This window comes from Kinneretia sp. DJ1R-11, assembly GCF_025717595.1.
Taxonomy (GTDB): Bacteria; Pseudomonadota; Gammaproteobacteria; order Burkholderiales; family Burkholderiaceae_C; genus Paucibacter_A.
In genome coordinates this window covers 243,334-263,408 of the sequence record NZ_JAJIRR010000004.1, presented here as the reverse complement: position 1 = coordinate 263,408, position 20,075 = coordinate 243,334, and the positions used below count along the sequence as shown (strand labels likewise).

Annotated in this window: 18 protein-coding genes and 1 tRNA gene; 15 read left to right on the top strand and 4 right to left on the bottom strand. The window is 63.9% G+C overall.

The features are described from left to right. Positions 1 to 16 precede the first annotated feature (16 nt). The 9 genes from der (at position 17) to LNV23_RS09920 (ending at position 8,721) form a co-directional block, all read left to right on the top strand. A complete protein-coding gene (gene der / locus LNV23_RS09960) occupies positions 17 to 1,354 on the top strand; it encodes a ribosome biogenesis GTPase Der (protein WP_263519534.1) in 1,338 nt (445 codons plus the stop codon). Positions 1,355 to 1,447: 93 nt separating this feature from the next. Beyond that, positions 1,448 to 1,693, top strand: a complete 246-nt coding sequence (hfq, locus tag LNV23_RS09955; protein WP_263519536.1) for an RNA chaperone Hfq — start codon at positions 1,448 to 1,450, stop codon at positions 1,691 to 1,693. A 29-nt stretch (positions 1,694 to 1,722) separates the two neighbouring features. Beyond that, positions 1,723 to 3,033, top strand: a complete 1,311-nt coding sequence (hflX, locus tag LNV23_RS09950; protein WP_263562842.1) for a GTPase HflX — start codon at positions 1,723 to 1,725, stop codon at positions 3,031 to 3,033. A gap of 2 nt (positions 3,034 to 3,035) precedes the next feature. Next, positions 3,036 to 4,352 (top strand): FtsH protease activity modulator HflK, encoded by a 1,317-nt coding sequence (hflK, locus tag LNV23_RS09945; RefSeq protein ID WP_411910565.1) that lies wholly within the window; start codon positions 3,036 to 3,038, stop codon positions 4,350 to 4,352. A gap of 17 nt (positions 4,353 to 4,369) precedes the next feature. Next, positions 4,370 to 5,269: a protease modulator HflC gene (gene hflC, locus LNV23_RS09940; RefSeq protein ID WP_263562841.1), complete on the top strand. Its 900-nt coding sequence runs from the start codon at positions 4,370 to 4,372 to the stop codon at positions 5,267 to 5,269. A 13-nt stretch (positions 5,270 to 5,282) separates the two neighbouring features. After that, positions 5,283 to 5,474, top strand: a complete 192-nt coding sequence (locus LNV23_RS09935; RefSeq protein WP_263562840.1) for a DUF2065 domain-containing protein — start codon at positions 5,283 to 5,285, stop codon at positions 5,472 to 5,474. 102 nt (positions 5,475 to 5,576) lie between these two features. Next, complete coding sequence (locus LNV23_RS09930) at positions 5,577 to 6,740, top strand: ATP phosphoribosyltransferase regulatory subunit (RefSeq protein ID WP_263562839.1); 1,164 nt, start codon at positions 5,577 to 5,579, stop codon at positions 6,738 to 6,740. A 44-nt stretch (positions 6,741 to 6,784) separates the two neighbouring features. Continuing rightward, positions 6,785 to 8,122, top strand: a complete 1,338-nt coding sequence (locus LNV23_RS09925) for an adenylosuccinate synthase (protein ID WP_263519544.1) — start codon at positions 6,785 to 6,787, stop codon at positions 8,120 to 8,122. 77 nt (positions 8,123 to 8,199) lie between these two features. Continuing rightward, complete coding sequence (locus LNV23_RS09920) at positions 8,200 to 8,721, top strand: phosphoribosyltransferase (RefSeq protein ID WP_263519546.1); 522 nt, start codon at positions 8,200 to 8,202, stop codon at positions 8,719 to 8,721. A 308-nt stretch (positions 8,722 to 9,029) separates the two neighbouring features. Here the strand turns inward: LNV23_RS09920 and LNV23_RS09915 are convergent. Further along, positions 9,030 to 9,114, bottom strand: a tRNA-Leu gene (locus tag LNV23_RS09915). Between the two features lie 116 nt (positions 9,115 to 9,230). Between LNV23_RS09915 and rnr the strand changes: the two genes are divergently transcribed. Then, entirely contained in the window at positions 9,231 to 11,591 is a 2,361-nt protein-coding gene (gene rnr, locus LNV23_RS09910) for a ribonuclease R (protein ID WP_263562838.1), read from the top strand. Positions 11,592 to 11,600: 9 nt separating this feature from the next. Here the strand turns inward: rnr and LNV23_RS09905 are convergent, their stop codons facing one another. From LNV23_RS09905 to LNV23_RS09895, 3 genes are read right to left on the bottom strand one after another with little or no spacing between them, the layout of a single operon-like run. Continuing rightward, the gene (locus LNV23_RS09905) at positions 11,601 to 13,163 is read right to left on the bottom strand and encodes an NAD(P)H-hydrate dehydratase (protein WP_263562837.1); all 1,563 of its coding nucleotides are present in this window, start codon (positions 13,161 to 13,163) and stop codon (positions 11,601 to 11,603) included. A gap of 12 nt (positions 13,164 to 13,175) precedes the next feature. Beyond that, a complete protein-coding gene (locus tag LNV23_RS09900; protein WP_263562836.1) occupies positions 13,176 to 14,498 on the bottom strand; it encodes an FAD-dependent oxidoreductase in 1,323 nt (440 codons plus the stop codon). Between the two features lies 1 nt (position 14,499). Continuing rightward, positions 14,500 to 15,885 (bottom strand): amidase, encoded by a 1,386-nt coding sequence (locus LNV23_RS09895; RefSeq protein WP_263562835.1) that lies wholly within the window; start codon positions 15,883 to 15,885, stop codon positions 14,500 to 14,502. A gap of 210 nt (positions 15,886 to 16,095) precedes the next feature. Here LNV23_RS09895 and rpsB point away from each other — a divergent pair, with 210 nt between their 5' ends. The 5 genes from rpsB to uppS all read left to right on the top strand — a co-directional run bounded on the left by rpsB (position 16,096) and on the right by uppS (position 20,070). After that, positions 16,096 to 16,842, top strand: a complete 747-nt coding sequence (gene rpsB / locus LNV23_RS09890; RefSeq protein WP_263519555.1) for a 30S ribosomal protein S2 — start codon at positions 16,096 to 16,098, stop codon at positions 16,840 to 16,842. 122 nt (positions 16,843 to 16,964) lie between these two features. Continuing rightward, the gene (gene tsf / locus LNV23_RS09885; protein WP_263562834.1) at positions 16,965 to 17,861 is read left to right on the top strand and encodes a translation elongation factor Ts; all 897 of its coding nucleotides are present in this window, start codon (positions 16,965 to 16,967) and stop codon (positions 17,859 to 17,861) included. A gap of 166 nt (positions 17,862 to 18,027) precedes the next feature. After that, positions 18,028 to 18,738 (top strand): UMP kinase, encoded by a 711-nt coding sequence (gene pyrH, locus LNV23_RS09880; protein WP_263519558.1) that lies wholly within the window; start codon positions 18,028 to 18,030, stop codon positions 18,736 to 18,738. A 28-nt stretch (positions 18,739 to 18,766) separates the two neighbouring features. Further along, a complete protein-coding gene (gene frr, locus LNV23_RS09875; protein WP_263519560.1) occupies positions 18,767 to 19,327 on the top strand; it encodes a ribosome recycling factor in 561 nt (186 codons plus the stop codon). A 14-nt stretch (positions 19,328 to 19,341) separates the two neighbouring features. Further along, on the top strand, positions 19,342 to 20,070 hold the full coding sequence (gene uppS, locus LNV23_RS09870; protein ID WP_263562833.1) for a polyprenyl diphosphate synthase: 729 nt from the start codon (positions 19,342 to 19,344) through the stop codon (positions 20,068 to 20,070). The last annotated feature ends 5 nt before the right edge of the window (positions 20,071 to 20,075 follow it).

The following is a 20,075-nucleotide window of genomic DNA, read 5'->3' as shown; positions in this document are numbered from 1 at the left end:
TGAGAACAATAAAAATATGAAACCCGTCATCGCCCTGGTCGGACGCCCCAATGTGGGCAAGTCCACGCTCTTCAACCGGCTGACCAAGAGCCGGGATGCCATCGTGGCCGACTTTGCCGGGCTGACGCGCGACCGCCACTACGGCGACGGCCGTCTCGGGGACCGCGAGTTCATCGTCATCGACACCGGGGGCTTTGAGCCCGACAGCACCACGGGCATCGTCAAGGAAATGGCGAAGCAGACCCGTCAGGCGGTGGCCGAGGCCGACGCGGTGGTCTTTGTGGTCGATGTGCGCCTCGGCCTGTCGGCTCAGGACAGCGACATCGCCCGCTACCTGCGTCAAGCCAACAAGCGCATCTTCCTGGCTGTGAACAAGGCCGAGGGCATGAGCGAGTCGCCTCTGCTGGGCGAGTTCCATGAGTTGGGGCTGGGCGAGCCGCACCCGATTTCGGCTTCGCACGGCCAAGGCATCCGCAGTTTGCTGGAAGTGGTGCTCGAGCCTTTCGAATTCGAGGAAGACGAAGAGGCCACGCCCGAGAACGACGGTGTCATTCGCCTCGCCGTGGCCGGTCGCCCCAATGTGGGCAAGAGCACCTTGATCAACACCTGGCTCGGTGAGGAGCGCTTGGTGGCCTTCGACATGCCGGGCACCACGCGTGATGCCATCAGCGTGCCCTTCGAGCGCAATGGCCAGCAGTTCCAGCTGATCGACACCGCCGGCCTGCGTCGCAAGGGCAAGGTGTTTGAGGCGATCGAGAAGTTCTCGGTGGTCAAGACTCTGCAGGCCATCGCTGATGCCAATGTCGTGCTGCTGCTGCTGGATGCCACCCAAGGCGTGTCTGATCAGGATGCACACATCGCGGGCTACATCCTGGAAAGCGGCCGCGCCGTGGTGCTGGCCGTCAACAAATGGGATGCCATCGACAGCTACCAGCGCGAGCAGCTGCAGCGCTCGATCGAGCAGCGCCTGGCGTTTTTGAAGTTCGCGCCGATCCACAACATCTCGGCACTCAAGCGCCAGGGCCTGGGCCCGCTTTGGGGTGCGCTGGCCGATGCCTATGCTTCGGCCTACCGCAAGATGACCACGCCAGTGCTGACCCGTTTGATTCAGGAGGCGGTGGAGCACCAAACACCCAAACGCAGCGGCCATTTCCGACCGAAGCTGCGCTATGCGCACCAGGGTGGCATGAATCCGCCCCTGGTGATCGTGCACGGCAATTCCCTGGAAGGCGTGACCGAGGTCTACAAGCGTTACCTGGAAGGCCGCATCCGTGCTCACTACAAGCTGGTGGGTACGCCCATGCGCATCGAAATGCGTTCGTCCAAGAATCCTTTCAGCGACAAAGACAGCTGAAACGGGGCCGGGCGGTGCGGCAGCGTTGCCGGTCGGCCTGTGTTAAGGTGATCGTCGTTCCCTTCAAATCCCTCTCACAACACGGAGCATATCGTGAGCAATAAAGGCCAACTCCTGCAAGATCCCTTCCTGAACCTGCTGCGCAAGGAGCATGTGCCGGTGTCCATCTACCTGGTCAACGGCATCAAGCTGCAAGGACATATTGAGTCCTTCGACCAGTACGTAGTCCTGCTGCGCAACACGGTCACGCAAATGGTCTACAAGCACGCCATCTCTACGGTGGTGCCGGGTCGCGCGGTGAACTTCCATACCGCCGACAGCGCTGAAGAAGCGAACTGAACCCTGGGCTTTTGCCCCTTGCCCTCACCTTGAGTTCCGCTGACTCCACCCACACGACGCCGCCTTCTGAGGCGGCGCGTGCCATTCTTGTGGGCGTTGATTTTGGTCGCCACGCCAAGTCTTCGTTTGCATCCACGTTCGACCCCACCCTGGATGAATTGGCCTTGTTGGCCGAATCTGCTGGCGACACGCCGGTGGCGCGGGTGATTGCTCGCCGCCAGGCGCCCGATGCGGCGCTCTTCGTCGGCTCGGGCAAGGCCGATGAGATCAAGCTGCTGGTGCAGATGCACCAAGCGCATACGGTGCTGTTCGACCAGGCGATCTCGCCGGCTCAGCAACGCAATCTTGAGCGTGTACTGGGCGTGCCGGTGGCCGACCGCACGGCCCTGATCCTCGAGATCTTCGCGGCGCGCGCGAAGAGCCATGAAGGCAAGATGCAGGTCGAACTCGCTCGGCTGCAGTACCTGGCGACCCGCCTGGTGCGCCGATGGAGCCATCTGGAGCGCCAGAGCGGCGGCATCGGCATGCGCGGCGGCCCTGGCGAAGCGCAGATCGAGTTGGATCGGCGCATGATCGATGACCGCATCAAGGCCATCAAGGAAAAGCTCAAGAAGGTGCAGCGTCAGCGTAGCACCCAGCAGCGGGCCCGTGCCCGCAACAGCGTGTTCCGCGTCTCCCTGGTCGGCTACACCAATGCCGGCAAGTCCACCCTGTTCAATGCGCTGGTCAAGGCTCGCACCTACGCGGCCGACCAGTTGTTCGCCACCCTGGATACGACCACGCGTTCGCTCTACCTGGAGCAGGCGGGGACCAGCGTGTCCCTGTCCGACACCGTGGGCTTCATCCGCGATCTGCCGCACAAGCTGGTCGAGGCCTTCCGCGCCACCTTGCAGGAGGCCGCTGATGCCGACCTGCTGTTGCATGTGGTCGATGCGGCTTCGCCGGTCTTGGAAGAGCAGATGCTTGAGGTTGAGCGTGTGCTGGAAGACATCGGTGCCGCTCATATTCCTCAGATCCTGGTCTACAACAAGCAGGACATGCTTGAGGAGAGCCAGCGCCCGCGTACCGGATTCGACTGGATCGAACGCCAGAGCCAAGACAGCGTTGGCATGCGTGTGCCGCGCGTGTTCGTCAGTGCGCTGGATGGCAGTGGTCTTGACGTCCTGCGCGAGCAAATCGTTCAGGCCTTGTTGCTGCAGCGCCCGGCCGACTTGAATTCCAAAGAGTTCACCCCAGATACAGCGGCGGACTCCGAACGGCTTGATTTCGAAGACTCCGACAACCCGCAGGCAGACGTCGTTATCGACGACCCCGCCGCCACTCAATCCACACAGGCATGAGCATGAACACCTACGAGCGCGTGAGCCCCGAGCGGCCCGTGATGAGCAGCCCCGCTGCCGGCCGCATCAAGCCTCTGGCGGCGGCTGCTGCCGCCTTGCTGCGTGGCCTCATGCCGCAAGGCTGGCAGGCCGGTCGCACGTTGAACAACAACGGTCGCAATGACGGCCCGCCCGATCTGGACGAGCTGTGGCGCGATTTCAATCGCAAGCTCTCCGGCATGTTCGGCGGCAAGCCCTCGGGCGGCGGTCAAGGTGGTGGCGACGCCGGCGGCGGCAACAACTTCCAGCCGGACATGAAGAGCGCGGGTGTCGGCGCGCTGCTGATCGGCGGCGTGGTGTTGGTGGGCTGGCTGGGCAGTGGCTTCTTCATCGTGCAAGAAGGCCAGCAAGGTGTGATCACCTCCTTTGGCAAGTACAGCAAGACCGTCGATGCTGGTTTCCAGTGGCGTCTGCCCTTTCCCTTCCAGGCCAGCGAAGTCGTGGCTGTGACGCAGTTGCGACAGGTCGAGGTTGGGCGCAATTCGGTGGTGGCTGCCACCGGCCTGCGCGATTCATCGATGCTGACGCAGGACGAGAACATCGTCGACATCCGCTTCACCGTGCAGTTCACGCTCAAAGATGCGCGTGACTTCCTGTTCGAGAACCGCGATCCGGAGGCAGCGGTGACGCTGGCCGCCGAGTCGGCCGTTCGCGAAATCGTCGGCAAGAGCAATATGGACTCGGTGCTCTACGAGCAACGCGATGCGATTGCCGCTGAACTGGTCAAGTCGGTGCAGGTCCAGATGGATCGTCTCAAGGCCGGCGTGTTGATCAAGAACGTCAATGTCCAGAATGTGCAGGCGCCCGAGCAGGTGCAGGCTGCATTCGATGACGCCTTCAAGGCCGGTGCCGACCGCGAGCGCCTGAAGAACGAAGGCCAGGCCTACGCCAACGACGTGATTCCCAAGGCTCAGGGCACTTCGGCGCGTCTGCGCGAGGAGGCTGAAGGCTACAAGGCACGCGTGGTGGCTCAGGCTGAAGGTGATGCGCAGCGCTTCAAGAGCGTGCTCAGCGAGTACCAGAAGGCGCCGGGCGTGACCCGCGACCGCCTCTACACCGACACCATGCAGCAGGTCTATTCGAACGTCAGCAAGGTCATGGTTGACAGCCGCAACGGCTCCAATCTGCTCTATCTGCCGCTCGATAAATTGATCCAGCAGGCTGGGGGTACGGTCACGGCCACGCCGCCTGCTGCGGTGCCGACCACTGAAGCCCCGGCCACCGTGGGCAATACCGATATGCGTTCGCGCGACGGCTTGCGCAGCCGCGACGGACGTTGAGACCAGGGAGTGTTGAGATGAACCGTATTGCCTCCGTCGCTGTCGGCGCCTTGATCGCCTTCATGCTGGCCAGCTCCATGCTCTTCATCGTCGACCAGCGCCAGTTCGCGGTCGTCTATGCCCTGGGTGAAATCAAGGATGTGATCACCGAACCGGGTTTGAAGTTCAAGCTGCCGCCGCCGCTGCAGAACGCGGTGCTGTTGGACCGCCGGGTGCAGACCCTGGACAGCCCAGAATCGCGCCCCATTTTCACGGCCGAGAAGAAAAGCCTGGTGATTGACTGGCTGGTCAAATGGCGTGTCTCCGAGCCGCGTCAGTTCATTCGCAACAATGGCTCCGACATGCGCAATGTTGAGAACCGTTTGAGCCCCATCGTTCAGGCAGCCTTCAACGAGGAAGTGACCAAGCGGACCGTGCTGGCGGTGCTGGCCACCGAGCGCGAGAAGGTCATGAATGATGTGCGCAAGCGTCTGGAGGACGAGGCCAAGCAGTTCGGTATCGAGATCGTCGACGTGCGCATCAAGCGCGTGGACTTCTCCGCCAACATCACCGATTCCGTGTACCGCCGCATGGAGTCCGAGCGTAAGCGTGTGGCCAATGAGTTGCGCTCCACTGGCGGCGCCGACGGCGAGAAGATTCGCGCCGATGCTGATCGTCAGCGCGAGGTGATCGTCGCCGAAGCTTATCGCGATGCTCAAAAGGTCAAGGGTGAGGGTGATGCCAAGGCGTCCGCTCTGTATGCCGAAGCTTTTGGCCGTGACCCGCAATTTGCCCAGTTCTACCGTCAGCTCGAGGCCTATCGCAGCAGCTTCCGCAACAAGTCCGATGTGATGGTGGTCGACCCGGGCAGTGATTTCTTCAAGGCCATGCGTGGCTCCGGCGGCGCGGGTCCGACGCCGGCACCCGCGCGCAAGTGAGTGAGGGCAGGCCGTGGGTGGCAACAGCCTGCTGACGGCGCTGGCCTTGATGCTGGTGATTGAGGGTTTGCTGCCTTTTTTGAGCCCAGCAGCTTGGCGGCAGGTCTTCTCGCGCATGTTGGCCATGAGTGACGGGCAGATCCGCTTCGTCGGTCTGCTCAGTCTGCTGGCCGGGCTCACGGCACTGTTGTGGATTTCGCAGTGAAGGCAGATTGAGTCGCGCGCTTGTCACGTGAATGCGCTGGGTTTCCGGGCAATCCGGCCGAGAGGCCGGTACAATGCGTTTTTAACCCCCTCCCGAATCCCCATGGCCTCTGCTTGGCTGCTGCCCGAGCATATTGCTGACGTCCTGCCCTCCCAGGCGCGCCGCATCGAAGAACTTCGGCGCGAACTCCTGGACATGGCCCGCAGCTACGGTTGCGAATTGGTGATGCCTCCGCTGCTGGAGCACCTGGACTCACTGCTCTCTGGTACCGGCCATGCGCTGGACCTGCAAACTTTCAAGCTGGTGGACCAGCTCTCGGGCCGCAGCCTGGGTTTGCGTGCTGACACCACGCCCCAGGTCGCCCGCATTGACGCCCATTTGCTGAACCGAGCCGGTGTGACCCGGCTGTGCTACTGCGGCCCTGTGCTGCACACCCGGCCTTCTGGCTTGCATGCCACGCGTGAGCCGCTGCAGTTCGGCATCGAAATCTATGGCCACGCCGGTCTTGAGGCTGACCTTGAAGTGCTGGAATTGGCGCTCGATGCCGTCCAGCACGCGGGTCTGAAGCAGGCCACCTTGGACATGGGTGATGCCCGCCTGGTGCGTGGCGTGCTGGCTGATGTGTCGTTGGCACCGGCCCAACTCGATGCGCTGGTGGCCGCCATGGCCAGCAAGGATGCGGGCGCGCTGGCAGCCTTGGCGGCGGATCTGCCTGCTGCGGTACAAGGGCACCTGCAAAGCCTACTGTCACTGTTCGGTGGGGTCGAGGTGCTGGCGCGTGCGCGCGAGCAGCTCCCGGCTCACCCCTTGATCGCCGCGGCGCTCGATGATCTGCAATGGTTGGCTCAGCATCTGCAGCACAGCCACCCTGACATTCGCATCGGCTTTGATCTGGCGGATCTCACTGGTTATGCCTATTACAGCGGCGTCCGCTTCGCGCTGTATGCCTCGGGCTTCAGCGATGCCGTTTTGCGTGGCGGTCGTTATGACGAGGTGGGTGCGGTGTTTGGTCGGCGGCGCCCAGCCGTGGGCTTCAGTCTGGATCTGAAAACGCTCGAGGCTTTGAGCCCGGCCAGCCCCTTGCGGGCGGCAGTGCGTGCACCCTGGGGCGAAGATGTCGAGTTGCGGGCCGCGGTGCGGCGACTGCGCGAGGCCGGTGAAACCGTGGTGTGCGTGCTGCCAGGGCACGAGCACGAAGGCGACGAATTCGACTGCGACCGGGAACTGGCGCTGGTCGACACTCAGTGGGTGGTGCGCGCGCTTTGAGCCGCGTGTCGCCAGGATTTACTTTTGATCATCGGGTTATCAAGATGAATAGCGAAATCGCTCGTGGCCGCAATGTGGTTGTTGTGGGCACTCAATGGGGTGACGAAGGCAAGGGCAAGGTGGTCGACTGGATGACCGATCACGCGCAAGGCGTGGTGCGTTTCCAAGGCGGCCACAATGCTGGCCACACCTTGGTCATCAAGGGCGTGAAGACCGCGCTGCAGTTGATCCCCTCGGGCATCATGCGCGACGGCGTGGCCTGTTACATCGGCAACGGTGTGGTGGTGGATCCCACCCACCTGTTGGGCGAGATCGAGCGCCTGGAAAAAGCCGGTGTGGAAGTGCGTTCGCGCCTCTTCATCAGCGAGTCCTGCCCGCTGATCCTGCCCTTCCATGTGGAGGTGGACAAGGCCCGCGAAGCCCTGCGTGAAAGCAGCGGCGCCGGCAAGATCGGCACCACCGGCAAGGGCATCGGCCCGGCCTATGAGGACAAAGTGGCTCGTCGTGCCCTGCGCGTGCAGGACCTCAAGCATCCCGATCGCTTTGCCAAGAAGCTGCGTGAGTTGCTCGACCTGCATAACTTTGCACTCAGTGGTTACCTGAACGCCACCGCGCTCGAGTTCCAGCCCATCTTCGACCAGGCCATGAAGATGGCTGAGGTGATCAAGCCCATGATGGCCGATGTGGGCTACATGATCCACAAGGCTCACTTGGCGGGCGCCAACATCCTGTTCGAAGGCGCTCAAGGCACGCTGCTGGACATCGACCACGGCACCTATCCTTACGTCACCTCCAGCAACTGCGTGGCCGGCAATGCCGCCGCCGGTGCCGGCGTTGGTCCACAGATGCTGCACTACATGCTGGGCATCACCAAGGCTTACACCACCCGTGTCGGCTCGGGCCCGTTCCCAACCGAGTTGGAGTGGGAGAAAGAGGGTACGGTCGGCCATCACCTGGCCACTGTCGGCCAGGAGCGTGGCACGGTGACAGGCCGCGCCCGCCGTTGCGGTTGGTTTGATGCAGCTGCTCTCAAACGCTCGGTCATCATCAATGGCATCACCGGCCTGTGCATCACCAAGCTCGACGTGCTGGACGGCCTGAGTGAGATCAAGATGTGCGTGGGCTACAAGTTGGCCGACGGCCGCGTGCTCGACATCCTGCCGCTGGATGGCGACGAAATCGTCGGCAGCGAGGCCATCTATGAAACCTTCCCGGGTTGGACTGAGACCACGTTCGGCGTGACGGCCTGGGATGCCTTGCCGCAGAATGCCCGCAATTACTTGCAGCGCATCAAGGAAGTCATTGGTGCTCCGATTGATATGGTCTCGACCGGGCCGGACCGCGAGCACACCATCCTGCTCCGTCATCCCTACACGGCTTGATCCGATCCCTTGCCTAGCTTTGGGCATTTCTTTAGTTTTCTGAGCCTCACCCGCCCACTCCACAGGAGAAACCATCCATGTTGACCGACGACGGCAAGCATCTGTACGTGTCCTGGGACGAATACCACATGCTGACCGAGCGCCTGGCGCTCAAGATCCACGCTTCCGGTTGGGAGTTCGATCAGATTCTTTGCCTCGCCCGTGGCGGCATGCGCCCTGGTGACGTGCTGTCCCGCGTGTTCGACAAGCCGCTGGGCATCATGTCCACCAGCTCCTACCGTGCCGAAGCCGGCACCATCCAGGGGCGCCTGGACATTGCCAAGTACATCACCATGCCCAAGGGCGAGTTGGCTGGCCGTGTGCTGCTGGTGGATGATCTCGCCGATTCCGGTGTGACGCTCAAGGCTGTGGTCGAGCGTCTGCGCGGCATGCCGGCGATCAGCGAACTGCGTTCGGCCGTGATCTGGACCAAGGGTGTGTCCAGTTACACGCCGGACTACTATGTCGAAATGCTGGACACCAGCCCCTGGATCCACCAGCCTTTCGAAGAGTATGACGACATGCGCCCTGATGCGCTGGCCAAGAAGTTTGTTGTCTGAGCCTACGCTGCAGGCCATGCAAAAAGCCGGCGACGCTGACCTACTGCAGGTCGGCGTCGGCCGGCTTTTCTCTTTTGACCGCGCTGCCCCTAGCTTTTGGGGCGCGAGAATGACAAAGGCCGATATCTTGCGATATCGGCCTTTGATGGATTTGGTGCCCAGGAGAGGACTCGGTCACACGGGCGCGACCCCGCTTCGCCCCGTTGGCGCGAAGCCTTCTCGTCCTCGCGCAAAGTCCACTGGACTTTGCTTCCTGGGCGCGAGAATGACAAAGGCCGGTATCTTTCGATACCGGCCTTTGATGGATTTGGTGCCCAGGAGAGGACTCGAACCTCCACGGAGTTACCCGCTAGTACCTGAAACTAGTGCGTCTACCAATTCCGCCACCTGGGCAAGGTTCAAAGCTTTGCTCTCAAGAATGATCTTTTGAGTAAGCCCTGACGTTTCAGGAAAGCAAGGATTCTATCATCAAAAACTTTAAGAACTCAAGTGCTGGCAGCGCAAAAGCTGTGGCGCCCGCCGAAAACGCAGGTTTGCTCAGCGAAGTCGACGGGACTCTGCAGGGGCACCGCGATGGGCATGGTTTCCTCTTGCCCGATGTCGGCGCACAGGATATCTACCTGTCGCAGCAGGAAATGCACGCAGTCATGCACGGCGACCGACTGCGCGTGCGAATCACGCGTTATGACAAGCGCGGACGGCCCGAGGGTCGGGTGCTGGAGATCCTGGAGCGCAAGAAGAAGCCCATCATCGGCCGCTTGCTGCTGGAGTCGGGCATCTGGTTGGTGGCGCCGGAAGACAAGCGCATGGGCCAGGACATCCTGATTCCCAAGAACGGCATTGCAAATGCGGTGGCCGGGCAGGTGGTGGCCGTGGAACTGATCGAGCCGCCCTCCTTGTATGCGCAGCCGGTCGGCAGGGTGGTTGAGGTGCTGGGGGAGATCGACGACCCGGGCATGGAGATCGAGATCGCCGTGCGCAAGTACGAGGTGCCACACCGCTTCAGCGCCGAAACCTTGGCTCAGGCGGCCAAGCTGCCCGAGAAGCTGCGTGCCGCCGATTTGAAAGGTCGCATCGACCTTCGAGACGTCGCCCTGGTCACTATCGACGGCGAAGATGCGCGCGACTTCGATGACGCGGTCTACTGCGAGCCGCACAAGCAGGGGCGCGGCAAGACGGCCTTTACTGGCTGGCGCCTGCTGGTGGCCATCGCCGATGTCAGCCATTACGTGAAGCCCGGTGACCCCCTGGACGGCGATGCCTATGAGCGCGCCACCTCGGTCTACTTTCCGCGCCGTGTGATCCCGATGTTGCCGGAGAAGCTCTCCAATGGGCTGTGCTCCCTGAATCCCTATGAAGATCGCCTGTCCATGGTCTGCGACATGCTGGTCAGCGAGAGTGGGGAAGTGCAGGCCTATCAGTTCTACCCCGCGGTGATTCTTTCCCAGGCGCGTTTCACTTACAACGAGGTCGCAGCCATCCTGGGTAACACCCATGGGCCGGAGGCAGCCAAGCGCCGTGAGCTGGTGCCGCATTTGCTGCACTTGCACGAGGTCTATCGTGCCTTGCTGGCCGAGCGTCATCGGCGCGGCGCGATTGACTTCGACACGGTGGAGACGCAGATCGTTTGCGATGACAACGGCCGCATCGAGAAGATCATTCCGCGCACGCGCAACGAGGCGCACAAGCTGATCGAGGAGGCCATGTTGGCCGCCAATGTCTGCGCAGCCGATTTCATCGAGCATTCCAAGCATGGCTCGCTGTTCCGTGTGCACGAAGGGCCCACGCCCGAGAAGCGCGTGGCCTTGCAGGCCTATCTGCGTGCCTTGGGTCTCGGGCTGTCGATCGGTGACAATCCCAAGCCGGCCGAATACCAGGCGATTGCGGCAGCCACCAAGGACCGGGTGGATGCGACGCAGATTCATGCCATGCTGCTGCGCTCCATGCAACAGGCCATGTACACCTCGGCCAATGCGGGCCATTTCGGTCTCAGCTATCAGGCTTACACCCACTTCACCAGCCCGATCCGCCGCTATCCCGATCTGCTTGTGCATCGTGTCATCAAGGCGCTGCTGGCCGACAAGAAGTACCAGCTCGACGCCGGCAAGATGGATGTGCCCATGCCGGCCAAACGCCCAGGTCGCGCGGCACCGATCGACCCGGCCAAGGCCTCGACCGAGATTGAGCGCTGGGACGTGGTCGGTGCTCATTGCAGCGCCAACGAACGCCGTGCCGACGAGGCTTCGCGCGATGTCGAGGCCTGGCTCAAGTGCCGCTATATGCGCGAGCATCTGGGGGAAGAGTTCGCGGGCACGGTCAGTGCTGTGACCAGCTTCGGTCTCTTTGTCCAGCTCGATGCCTTGTTTGTCGAGGGCCTGATCCACATCACCGAACTGGGTGGCGAGTATTTCAAGTTCGACGAAGTGCGCCAGGAGTTGCGTGGCGAGCGCACTGGCATCCGCTATGCCACGGGCGCCAAGGTTCAGGTTCAGGTCAGTCGCGTCGACCTGGATGCCCGCAAGATCGATTTCCGCCTGGTTCAGGAAAGTGGCGAGGCCAAGCTGGTCGCTCGTGCGGCGCGCGACAAGGCGGGGCTCAATGCCCGGCCCCTGCCGGCCACGGCCGAGGAGGAGTTGGAGCAGCTGTTGAGCCGCGATCGCGAGCTCAAGTCAGTGGCAAAGTCTGCTCGCCGCGGTGCCGCGGGGCGCAGCCGTGCCACGGCTTCTTCGGTCCAGCCGGCACATCCGGTCGAGTTGGCGCGGCAGGTGGCGCGTAAGAATCAGGCGAATAAATCAAGCAAGGCGAGCAAAGCAAGCAAAGCAAGCAAAGCCGCAAAGGTCGCCGAGCAGCCTGCCCGCAAGCGTCGCTGAGCGGCGGCTTCAGCCTTGGTGGAGTGCATGCATGCGCTCCACCAGATCGGCGGCTCGCAAGGGGCCGCCACTGTACTGCTCGGCAGCCAGCCCGTGCCAGAAGCACGCCGCGCTGGCCACAGTCTGTGCGGGCAGTTCGGGTTTCTGTGCCCAAAGCCCGCCCAGCCAGCCCGCCAGCACATCGCCGGTGCCGGCGGTGGCCAAGGCCGCATTGCCGCTGCTGTTGATGGCTGGTGCTGCCCCGCCGGCCGCACCGCTTGGGCTGGCTATCACGCTGCCCGAGCCTTTCAGCAGCACCGTGCAGTGCCAGCGGTCCGCGAGCGCTTGGGCGGCACGCAGCCGGTTTGACTGCAGCTCGGCAACACTGCAGGCGAGCAGGCGCGCAGCTTCCAGCGGGTGGGGGGTGAGCACCGTGGCTTGGCCGCGTGCTGCCCGCGCTTGCAACTGGGCCCCCAATTCTGGCGCGCGCGCCACCGCATTGAGTCCGTCGGCATCGAGCACGAGGCGCTCGGCTTGCTTCAGCACCGTCACCAGATAGGTCTCCATGGCCTCGCCGCCGCCGCAGCCGCAAACCACGGTGCGAGCTCGCCAAGCGCTGGCATCGGCAGGGTTCTCGGAGGCAGCCCAATGCATCAGCTCGGGGCGTTGCGGGTCGATGTCGCTGTCCACTGAGGAGCCCAGCAGCCAAGCGTAGACACGGCCGGCGCCGGCGGCCAAGGCGGCTCGCGCGGCCAGACGCGCGGCGCCGCGCATGCCGGTGGCTCCGCCAATCACCAGCACATCGCCCTGGCTGCCCTTGTGCTGCAGATGGCGTGCGCCTGCCGGCTCGCCGCGCCAGGGCGCAAGACTGTCGTGGCCGAGCAGGTGGGCCGTCGCGGTGTCGCTGTCGCTGATGCCGTCGGCGCCGAGCCGGTCAAGCCAGATGCGGCCGCAGAAGGCCCGGCCTTGTCCGGTGAAAAGACCTGGCTTGAGTGTCAGCAAGCTCAGGCAGTGCTGGGCCTTCACTGCCAGGGCAGGGTTGTGAGCGTCGCCTTCCGCGTGCATGCCGGTGTCGGCCAGCAGGCCGCTGGGCAGGTCCACCGCCAGCACCTCGCACATCTGCTGCGCATTGAGCGCGCGAATGGCTTCGCCCAAGGCACCACCTGGCGCGCGTTGCAGGCCCAGGCCGAGCAAGGCGTCGACGGCCAGGCTGCTACCGGCCAGCTCTTGCCAGCCAGCGTGGACGCTGACGCCTGCGGCCTGCGCGGCCTGTAGTGCGTTGCGGGCATCGCTGGCTTGGCTGCTGCTGTTCCTGGCCTCGATCAGTTGGACACGCACGGTCAGCCCATGCTGATGCAGCAGGCGGGCAGCGACCAGGCCGTCGCCGCCGTTGTTGCCTGGGCCGCAGGCAAACAGGATCGGCCCTTGCCCACGGCGTGGCAGAGCCAGGATGAGTCGGGCCAGGGCCAGGCCGGCGCGCTCCATGAGGGCGCCCTTGGGTTGGCCGGCCAGGGCCGCTGCCTCAAGGGCGCGGCTCTGGGCGGCACTGTGCAAAGTCAGTGCGTGGGTGGGGAGGTCAATGGGCTGCAGCACGGGCCGAGCTTGTCAGGCCCAGCGCCCAATGTCCAGCCCGCCGATATCGGGCAGGGTCGGGTCTTGCGCGCCCTGGGCTGCGGTGCCGCCACTGATCTGCCGGGCCAGCACGGCCGCCGCGCCGCAGGCCAGGGTCCAACCGGAATGGGCCAGCGATTGCTGGGCGAGATTGAGCCAGATGCCGGCCTGGCCACTGGCGCCCAGCAAGGGCAGGCCGTCGCCAAGCGCCAGATGACTGCCTTGCCAGTTCTGCACTTGGCCCCCTTGCATGGCGCCGGGAAACCAGTCGCTCAGCGCCTGGTGCAGCGGTGCCAGAGTGCTGGCCTTCAATTCAAGCGCAATCGGGCTTGGCAGGCTGGCGACGCGAACGCGCTGGCCGATGCGGCTGATGCTGACCTGGCGCTGCCAGTCCAGCAGGCCGGCGACCGGTCCCAGGTGGGGGTGGGCTTCCAGAACGCGCAGCGGCGCCGTGATGGATTGCGTGTGCAGTTCGCGCCAACGCAGCTTCAAGCCCAAGGCCTTGAGCAGGGGCGCGGCGCCCGTGCCGGCGCACACCAGCACGGCGTCAAAGCGCTCCTCTTGTGGTCCTGGCGGGGCGGGCTGGGTGTCGCCTGCGTCTGGTGCTTCGGTGCGGCGCAGCTGGTGGGTGCCCGGGCCCAGTTGCTCATCGGTGGGCGTGTACTCGTGCACGAGACGAGCGGGCGACCCAGCCTCCAGGCGCCGCACCGTGGTGTGAAAGCGGAAGCGAGCGCCCAGGCGCTGTGCTTCGCTGCGCAGCAGGTGGCAGAACTGTCGGGTGTTGCCGACCTCGCCCAGGCCCAGCTGGACGCCGCCGTGCAGAGCGATCTCGGGGTTGAGGCCGGGCTCCACGGCCAGGCACTGCGCGGCATCGAGCAGGCGATAGGGCATGTCCAGCCGCTGCAGGCGCTCCAGCCCGTATTGGATGGCCTTCTGGTCCTTATCTTGACGCAGTAGCACCAGCTGCCCTTCGGCCCGCTCATGGTCCAGCTGCAGGTGGCGGCGCAGTTGCTGCAGGCGCTCATGGCTGAAACGTGCCAGGTGCAAGACGCGGTCCTGCGCCTCCAGTGCGGCCGGCTTGCGCTGGCTGCGCCAGCGTTGCCACTGCCAGCCCAGCGGGCCGGCGCCGGGGCGCGGGAAGCTAGGCGTGAGCCAGGGCAGGGCCAGAGCAGGCGCGATATGTCCGCCGGTGGCGAAGCTGCCTTCGGCGGCCACGCTGCCGCGGCGCTCGAACACGGTGACCTGGTGGCCGGCGGCCGCCAGCTCGTAGGCGCTGCAGACGCCGGCCACGCCGGCGCCAATGATGGCGATGCGCATCTCAGTGCTCCTCGCCGTGAGTGTGTGCTGAACGCAGGGCTTGTTCGACCTGCAGGCCCAGGCTCAGCAGAGCGTCGTCCTGCAGGGCCGGGGCCCAGAGCATCAGGCCAACCGGCAGCTGGCTGGGTGCATGGCAGGGCAGGGACAAGGCGCAGCCGTCGAGCAGATTGACCACCGATGGATTGCGCAGCAACAAGGCGTTAGCAGCGAAGAAGGCTTCGTCGCTGAGCAGCAGGGGCTGCAGCAAGGGCGCGATCACCGGCACGGTGGGGCTGAGCACGGCATCAAAGCCTTGCAGCTGCGTCTCCATGGCAGCAATCCAGCGCCGGCGGTTGTGGATCAGGCCGATGTAGTCGGCCGCGCTGATCGCCGCGCCGCGGCGGATCCGGGCGGCCACGCGCGGGTCGTAGGACGTCTCGCCATGCTGGGCCATCAGTGGGCGGTGCCAGGCCCAGCTTTCGGCTGCAGCAAAGCCGCCCTGCGCTTGCAGCAGGGGCAGGTCTTGCAGGGCGGGCAGTTGGATCTCCTCGATCTGCGCACCTTGCTCGCGCAGGCGGCGCAGGCTGGCCTCGAAGGCGGTGCTGACGGTGCTGTCCATGCCATCGAGGAACAGCTCTTGGACCACGGCCAGCCGAGTGGCGCGCAAGGGGCGGGGTTTCAGCCGGACCTCGCGCGCTGCCAGCACTTCGTGCAGCAGCACCGCGTCGCGGACCGACCGCGTGATCGCGCAGGCGGTGTCCAGCGTGGTCGAGAGTGGAATGCAGCCCTCTGTCGGCGTCAGGCGGGCGGTGTTTTTAAATCCGACCAGGCCTTGCAGTGCGGCGGGAATTCGAATCGAGCCGCCGGTGTCCGAGCCCAGTGCAGCCCAGGCCGCGCCGCAGGCCACCGATACTGCGCCGCCCGAAGTGGAGCCGCCCGGAATGCGCTGCAGTCCGTCGATCGCTTGCGTGACTGGATTGGCGGGTGTGTGGTGGTGGGGGTTGATGCCGACCCCCGAGAAAGCGAACTCGCTCATATTGCTGCGCCCCAGCAGTGCGGCGCCGGCTCGGCGCAGGCGGGCGACGGCGGGGCTGTCATTGCTGGCAGTCGGCTGGCCTTGCAGCAAGCGGGAGCCGGCGCTCGTGGTGCAGCCGGCGCTGTCGAACAGGTCTTTGATGCTGATGGACAGGCCACCCAGCAGGGGGCGAGGTGCACCGGCTTGCGCTGCGGCATCGCTGGCGCACGCAGCGGCCTCGGCGCTCGGCGCCATGGCGGCGAGGGAGTCGCCGATGAAGGCGTGACGGCAGGCGTCGGTATGGGCGGCTTGCTCGCTGGCGCGCAAGGCATCCAGGGCACGGAGGCGGCCTTCATGCAGTGCGGTCAAGGCGCTGCTCAGGTCGTGGGGCATAGGTCGTGTATACTCTTTGGGTTTTGCCGGACGCCCCTTTGCAATTGTTGCAGGGGGTTGGTGCTGGTGAATCAATCGCAAACCGGCCACTGAGAGGTGTTGCTGCTGCAAGTTGTTGCAAGAGGCCAGGCCCTGTTTTGATGCAGGGCTGGGGCCACGAAGCAGAGCAATTCGGGCCGGATTTTAGACACAACCTTCGGAGTTAAAAACATGTCCGTTACGATGCGCGAAATGCTGGAAGCCGGCGTCCACTTTGGTCACCAAACCCGCTTCTGGCACCCCAAGATGGCCCCGTATATCTACGGCCACCGCAACAAGATCCACATCATCAACCTCGAGAAGACGCTGCCCGCGTTCGAAGAGGCTTTGAAGTTCATTCGCCAACTGTCGGCCAAGCGCGGCACGATCATGATGATCGGCACCAAGCGCCAAGCCCGTGAAGTGGTGGCCATGGAAGCTCAGCGCGCCGGCGTGCCTTACGTCGACCAGCGTTGGTTGGGCGGCATGATGACCAACTTCAAGACGGTCAAGACTTCGCTGAAGAATCTGAAGGACATGCAAGCCCAAGTTGACGCCGGCACCCAGCCCGCGATCAAGAAGGAAGCTCTGATGTTCCAACGTGATCTGGCCAAGCTGGAAAAGAACATCGGCGGCATCCAGGACATGAACGGTCTGCCGGACGCCATCTTCGTGATCGACGTGGGTTTCCACAAGATTGCCGTGCTGGAAGCCAAGAAGCTGGGCATCCCCGTGATCGGCGTGGTTGACACCAACCACTCGCCCATCGGCATCGACTACGTGATCCCCGGCAACGATGACTCGGCCAAGGCCGTGGCCCTGTACGCTCGCGCCGTCGCTGACGCCGTGATCGAAGGCCGTGCCAACGCTGGCAACGAAGTCGTGCAAGCCGCTGCCCCGGCTGGCGACGAGTTCGTGGAAGTCAGCGAAGGCGCTTGAGTTTCAAGCTGCCAGGCTGACACCGACGCAAAGGGGCTGTGTTCAGCCCCTTTTTTTCAAAGCAAATTGAAGTGTTCGCCTGACTCAAAACCGGGCGAGTCCATTGAGTAACGGAGATTCAAATGGCTGCAATTACCGCAAGCATGGTCGCTGAGCTGCGCGCTCGCACTGATGCCCCGATGATGGAATGCAAGAAGGCGCTGACCGAAGCCGAGGGCGATCTGGCCCGTGCTGAGGAAATCCTGCGCGTCAAGCTGGGCAACAAGGCCGGCAAGGCTGCTTCGCGCGTCACCGCTGAAGGCGTGGTCGCCTCGGCCGTGGTGGGCACGACCGGCGCGTTGCTGGAAGTGAACTGCGAAACCGACTTCGTCACCAAGAACGACGCTTTCCTGGCCTTCGCCAATGCCTGCGCCCAAGTGGCTGCTGCCAATGCCGTGTCCGAAGTGGAAGCTCTGGCTGCCCTGCCGCTGTCGCAGGAAGGCTTTGGCCCGACCGTGGAAGATGTGCGCCGCGGCCTGATCGGCAAGATCGGCGAGAACATGACCCTGCGTCGCATCAAGCTGTACAACTCGGGCGCCCAACTGGCTTCCTACCTGCACGGCACCCGTATCGGCGTGATGGTCGAGTTCGACGGCAATGAAGTCGCCGCCAAGGACGTCGCCATGCACGTGGCCGCCATGAAGCCGGCTGCTCTGTCGGCTGCCGAAGTGTCGGCTGATCTGGTCGAGAAGGAGCGCAAGATCGCTGCCGAGAAGGCTGCCGAGTCCGGCAAGCCGGCCGACATCGTCGCCAAGATGGTGGACGGCGCCGTGCAGAAGTACCTGAAGGAAGTCTCGCTGCTGGACCAAGTCTTCGTGAAGGCCGCTGACGGCAAGCAAACCGTCGCCGCCATGCTGAAGGACAAGGCCACCACGGTGAAGAGCTTCACCCTGTACGTGGTGGGTGAAGGCATCGAGAAGAAGGTGGATGACTTCGCCGCCGAAGTGGCCGCGCAAGTGGCCGCCGCCAAGGGTCAATAAGCCCTGAAGCAAACAAAGGGCGCCTCTGGCGCCCTTTACACTTGTGCCCGTTGAAGTCGGCAGCTCCTACCCCTTGGGTTGCCGCAGGTGCCCAAACGGCACGCCGCTGACGCGGCACAAGCCAGACACTCCCATTTCCAGCAACAGCAGCCATCAAGAGGTCCTCATGCCCGCGCACAAACGCATCCTGCTCAAACTTTCCGGTGAAGCCCTGATGGGCGACGACGCTTTCGGCATCAACCGCGCGACCATCGTGCGCATGGTGCAAGAAATCCGTGAGGTCACCGAGCTCGGTGTTGAAGTGGCGGTGGTGATCGGCGGCGGCAATATCTTCCGCGGCGTCGCGGGTGGCTCGGTCGGCATGGACCGCGCCACGGCCGATTACATGGGCATGCTGGCCACGGTGATGAATTCCCTGGCCTTGGCTGACACCATGCGCCAGGAGGGCATCGTCGCTCGCGTGATGTCGGCCATCGGCATCGAGCAGGTGGTGGAGCCCTATGTGCGCCCCAAGGCGCTGCAGTATCTGGAAGAAGGCAAGGTCGTGGTGTTCGCGGCCGGCACGGGCAACCCCTTCTTCACCACCGACACGGCCGCAGCGCTGCGCGGTGCCGAGATTGGCGCCGAGATCGTGCTCAAGGCCACCAAGGTGGACGGTGTCTACACCGCCGACCCCAAGAAAGACCCGAACGCCACCCGCTACTCGCGCATCAGCTTCGACGAAGCCATCACTCAGAATCTGCAAGTGCTGGACGCCACCGCCTTCGCGCTGTGCCGCGATCAGAAGCTGCCGATCCGCGTGTTCAGCATCTTGAAGGCGGGCGCTCTCAAGCGCGTGGTGATGGGTGAAGACGAAGGCACTTTGGTGCACGTTTGAGAAACAAAGGTTTTCAAGGTCAAGAATCATGAGCATTGCAGACATCAAGCAGAACGCCGAAACCAAGATGGGCAAGTCGGTCGAGGCACTGAAGGGCGAGTTGCACAAGATCCGCACCGGTCGTGCCCACCCCGGCATCCTCGACCAGGTCAGCGTCGACTACTACGGCTCCATGGTGCCGATCTCCCAGGTGGCCAATGTGACCTTGCTGGATGCCCGCACCATCAGCGTTCAGCCCTGGGAAAAGGGTATGGGCGCCAAGATCGAGAAGGCCATCCGTGAGTCCGATCTCGGCCTGAATCCGGCCTCGCAAGGCGAGTTGATCCGTGTCCCGATGCCGCCGCTCAACGAAGAGCGCCGTCGTGACCTGACCAAGGTGGTGCGCAATGCCGGTGAAGACGCCAAGATCGCCGTGCGCAATCTGCGCCGCGAAGCCAATGAGCAGGCCAAGAAGCTGACCAAGGACAAGCTGATCAGCGAAGATGACGAGCGCCGCAGCCTCGACGATGCGCAAAAGCTCACCGATCGCACGATCGCCGAGATCGACCGCCTGGTTGCCGGCAAAGAAGCCGAAATTCTGGCGGTTTGAGCGGAACAGACGCAGTGACGAGCGAGAAGATGGCGGTGCCCCGCCATGTGGCCATCGTGATGGATGGCAATGGTCGCTGGGCCAAGAAGCGCTTTCTGCCGCGCTTCTTTGGCCACAAGCAAGGCGTCGATGCCTTGGTCAAAGTGGTCCAGGCCTGCATCGACCGCGAAATCGAGTATCTGACGGTGTTCGCCTTCTCCTCGGAGAACTGGAAGCGCCCCAGCGACGAGGTGTCAGGCCTGATGGGTCTGGTGCTGGCCGCGGTGTCGCGCTACCTGGCCCGCATGGGCTCCATGGGAGTGCGCATCCGCATCGTCGGTGATCGCGAGGCGGTCTCGCCCAAGCTGCGCAATGCCTGGAACGAGGCCGAGTCGGCCACGGCGCACAACAGCAAGCTGACTCTGTCGGTGGCCTTCAACTACGGCGGCCGCTGGGATGTGGTGCAGGCCTGCAAATCGGCCATGGAGGCGGGCGTGCCGCCGGCCGAGCTGACCGAGGCGCGCCTGTCCGAGTTCATGGCCATGAGCTATGCGCCGGACCCGGATCTCTTCATTCGCACCGGCGGCGAAGTGCGCATCAGCAATTTTCTGCTCTGGCAGGTCGCTTACACAGAATTCGTGTTCTCTGACTGCCTCTGGCCCGAGTTCGGTGAGGCGCAGCTGGACGCGGCCATCGAGTCCTTCCGTGAACGCGACCGCCGCTTCGGCGGCGTCAAAGAGGCGCCGGCCCTGGCTGGCGTTTGAACCCC

What these genes read in the sequence shown, in the direction of transcription:
- hflC (WP_263562841.1), top strand. Translation starts at nt 4,370, where the DNA reads ATGAACCGTATTGCCTCCGTCGCTGTCGGCGCCTTGATCGCCTTCATG.
- LNV23_RS09925 (WP_263519544.1), top strand. Translation starts at nt 6,785, where the DNA reads ATGAATAGCGAAATCGCTCGTGGCCGCAATGTGGTTGTTGTGGGCACT.
- LNV23_RS09895 (WP_263562835.1), bottom strand. Translation starts at nt 15,885, where the DNA reads ATGCCCCACGACCTGAGCAGCGCCTTGACCGCACTGCATGAAGGCCGC.
- hflK (WP_411910565.1), top strand. Translation starts at nt 3,036, where the DNA reads ATGAACACCTACGAGCGCGTGAGCCCCGAGCGGCCCGTGATGAGCAGC.
- LNV23_RS09900 (WP_263562836.1), bottom strand. Translation starts at nt 14,498, where the DNA reads ATGCGCATCGCCATCATTGGCGCCGGCGTGGCCGGCGTCTGCAGCGCC.
- pyrH (WP_263519558.1), top strand. Translation starts at nt 18,028, where the DNA reads ATGCCCGCGCACAAACGCATCCTGCTCAAACTTTCCGGTGAAGCCCTG.
- der (WP_263519534.1), top strand. Translation starts at nt 17, where the DNA reads ATGAAACCCGTCATCGCCCTGGTCGGACGCCCCAATGTGGGCAAGTCC.
- LNV23_RS09920 (WP_263519546.1), top strand. Translation starts at nt 8,200, where the DNA reads ATGTTGACCGACGACGGCAAGCATCTGTACGTGTCCTGGGACGAATAC.
- LNV23_RS09930 (WP_263562839.1), top strand. Translation starts at nt 5,577, where the DNA reads ATGGCCTCTGCTTGGCTGCTGCCCGAGCATATTGCTGACGTCCTGCCC.
- frr (WP_263519560.1), top strand. Translation starts at nt 18,767, where the DNA reads ATGAGCATTGCAGACATCAAGCAGAACGCCGAAACCAAGATGGGCAAG.
- tsf (WP_263562834.1), top strand. Translation starts at nt 16,965, where the DNA reads ATGGCTGCAATTACCGCAAGCATGGTCGCTGAGCTGCGCGCTCGCACT.
- rpsB (WP_263519555.1), top strand. Translation starts at nt 16,096, where the DNA reads ATGTCCGTTACGATGCGCGAAATGCTGGAAGCCGGCGTCCACTTTGGT.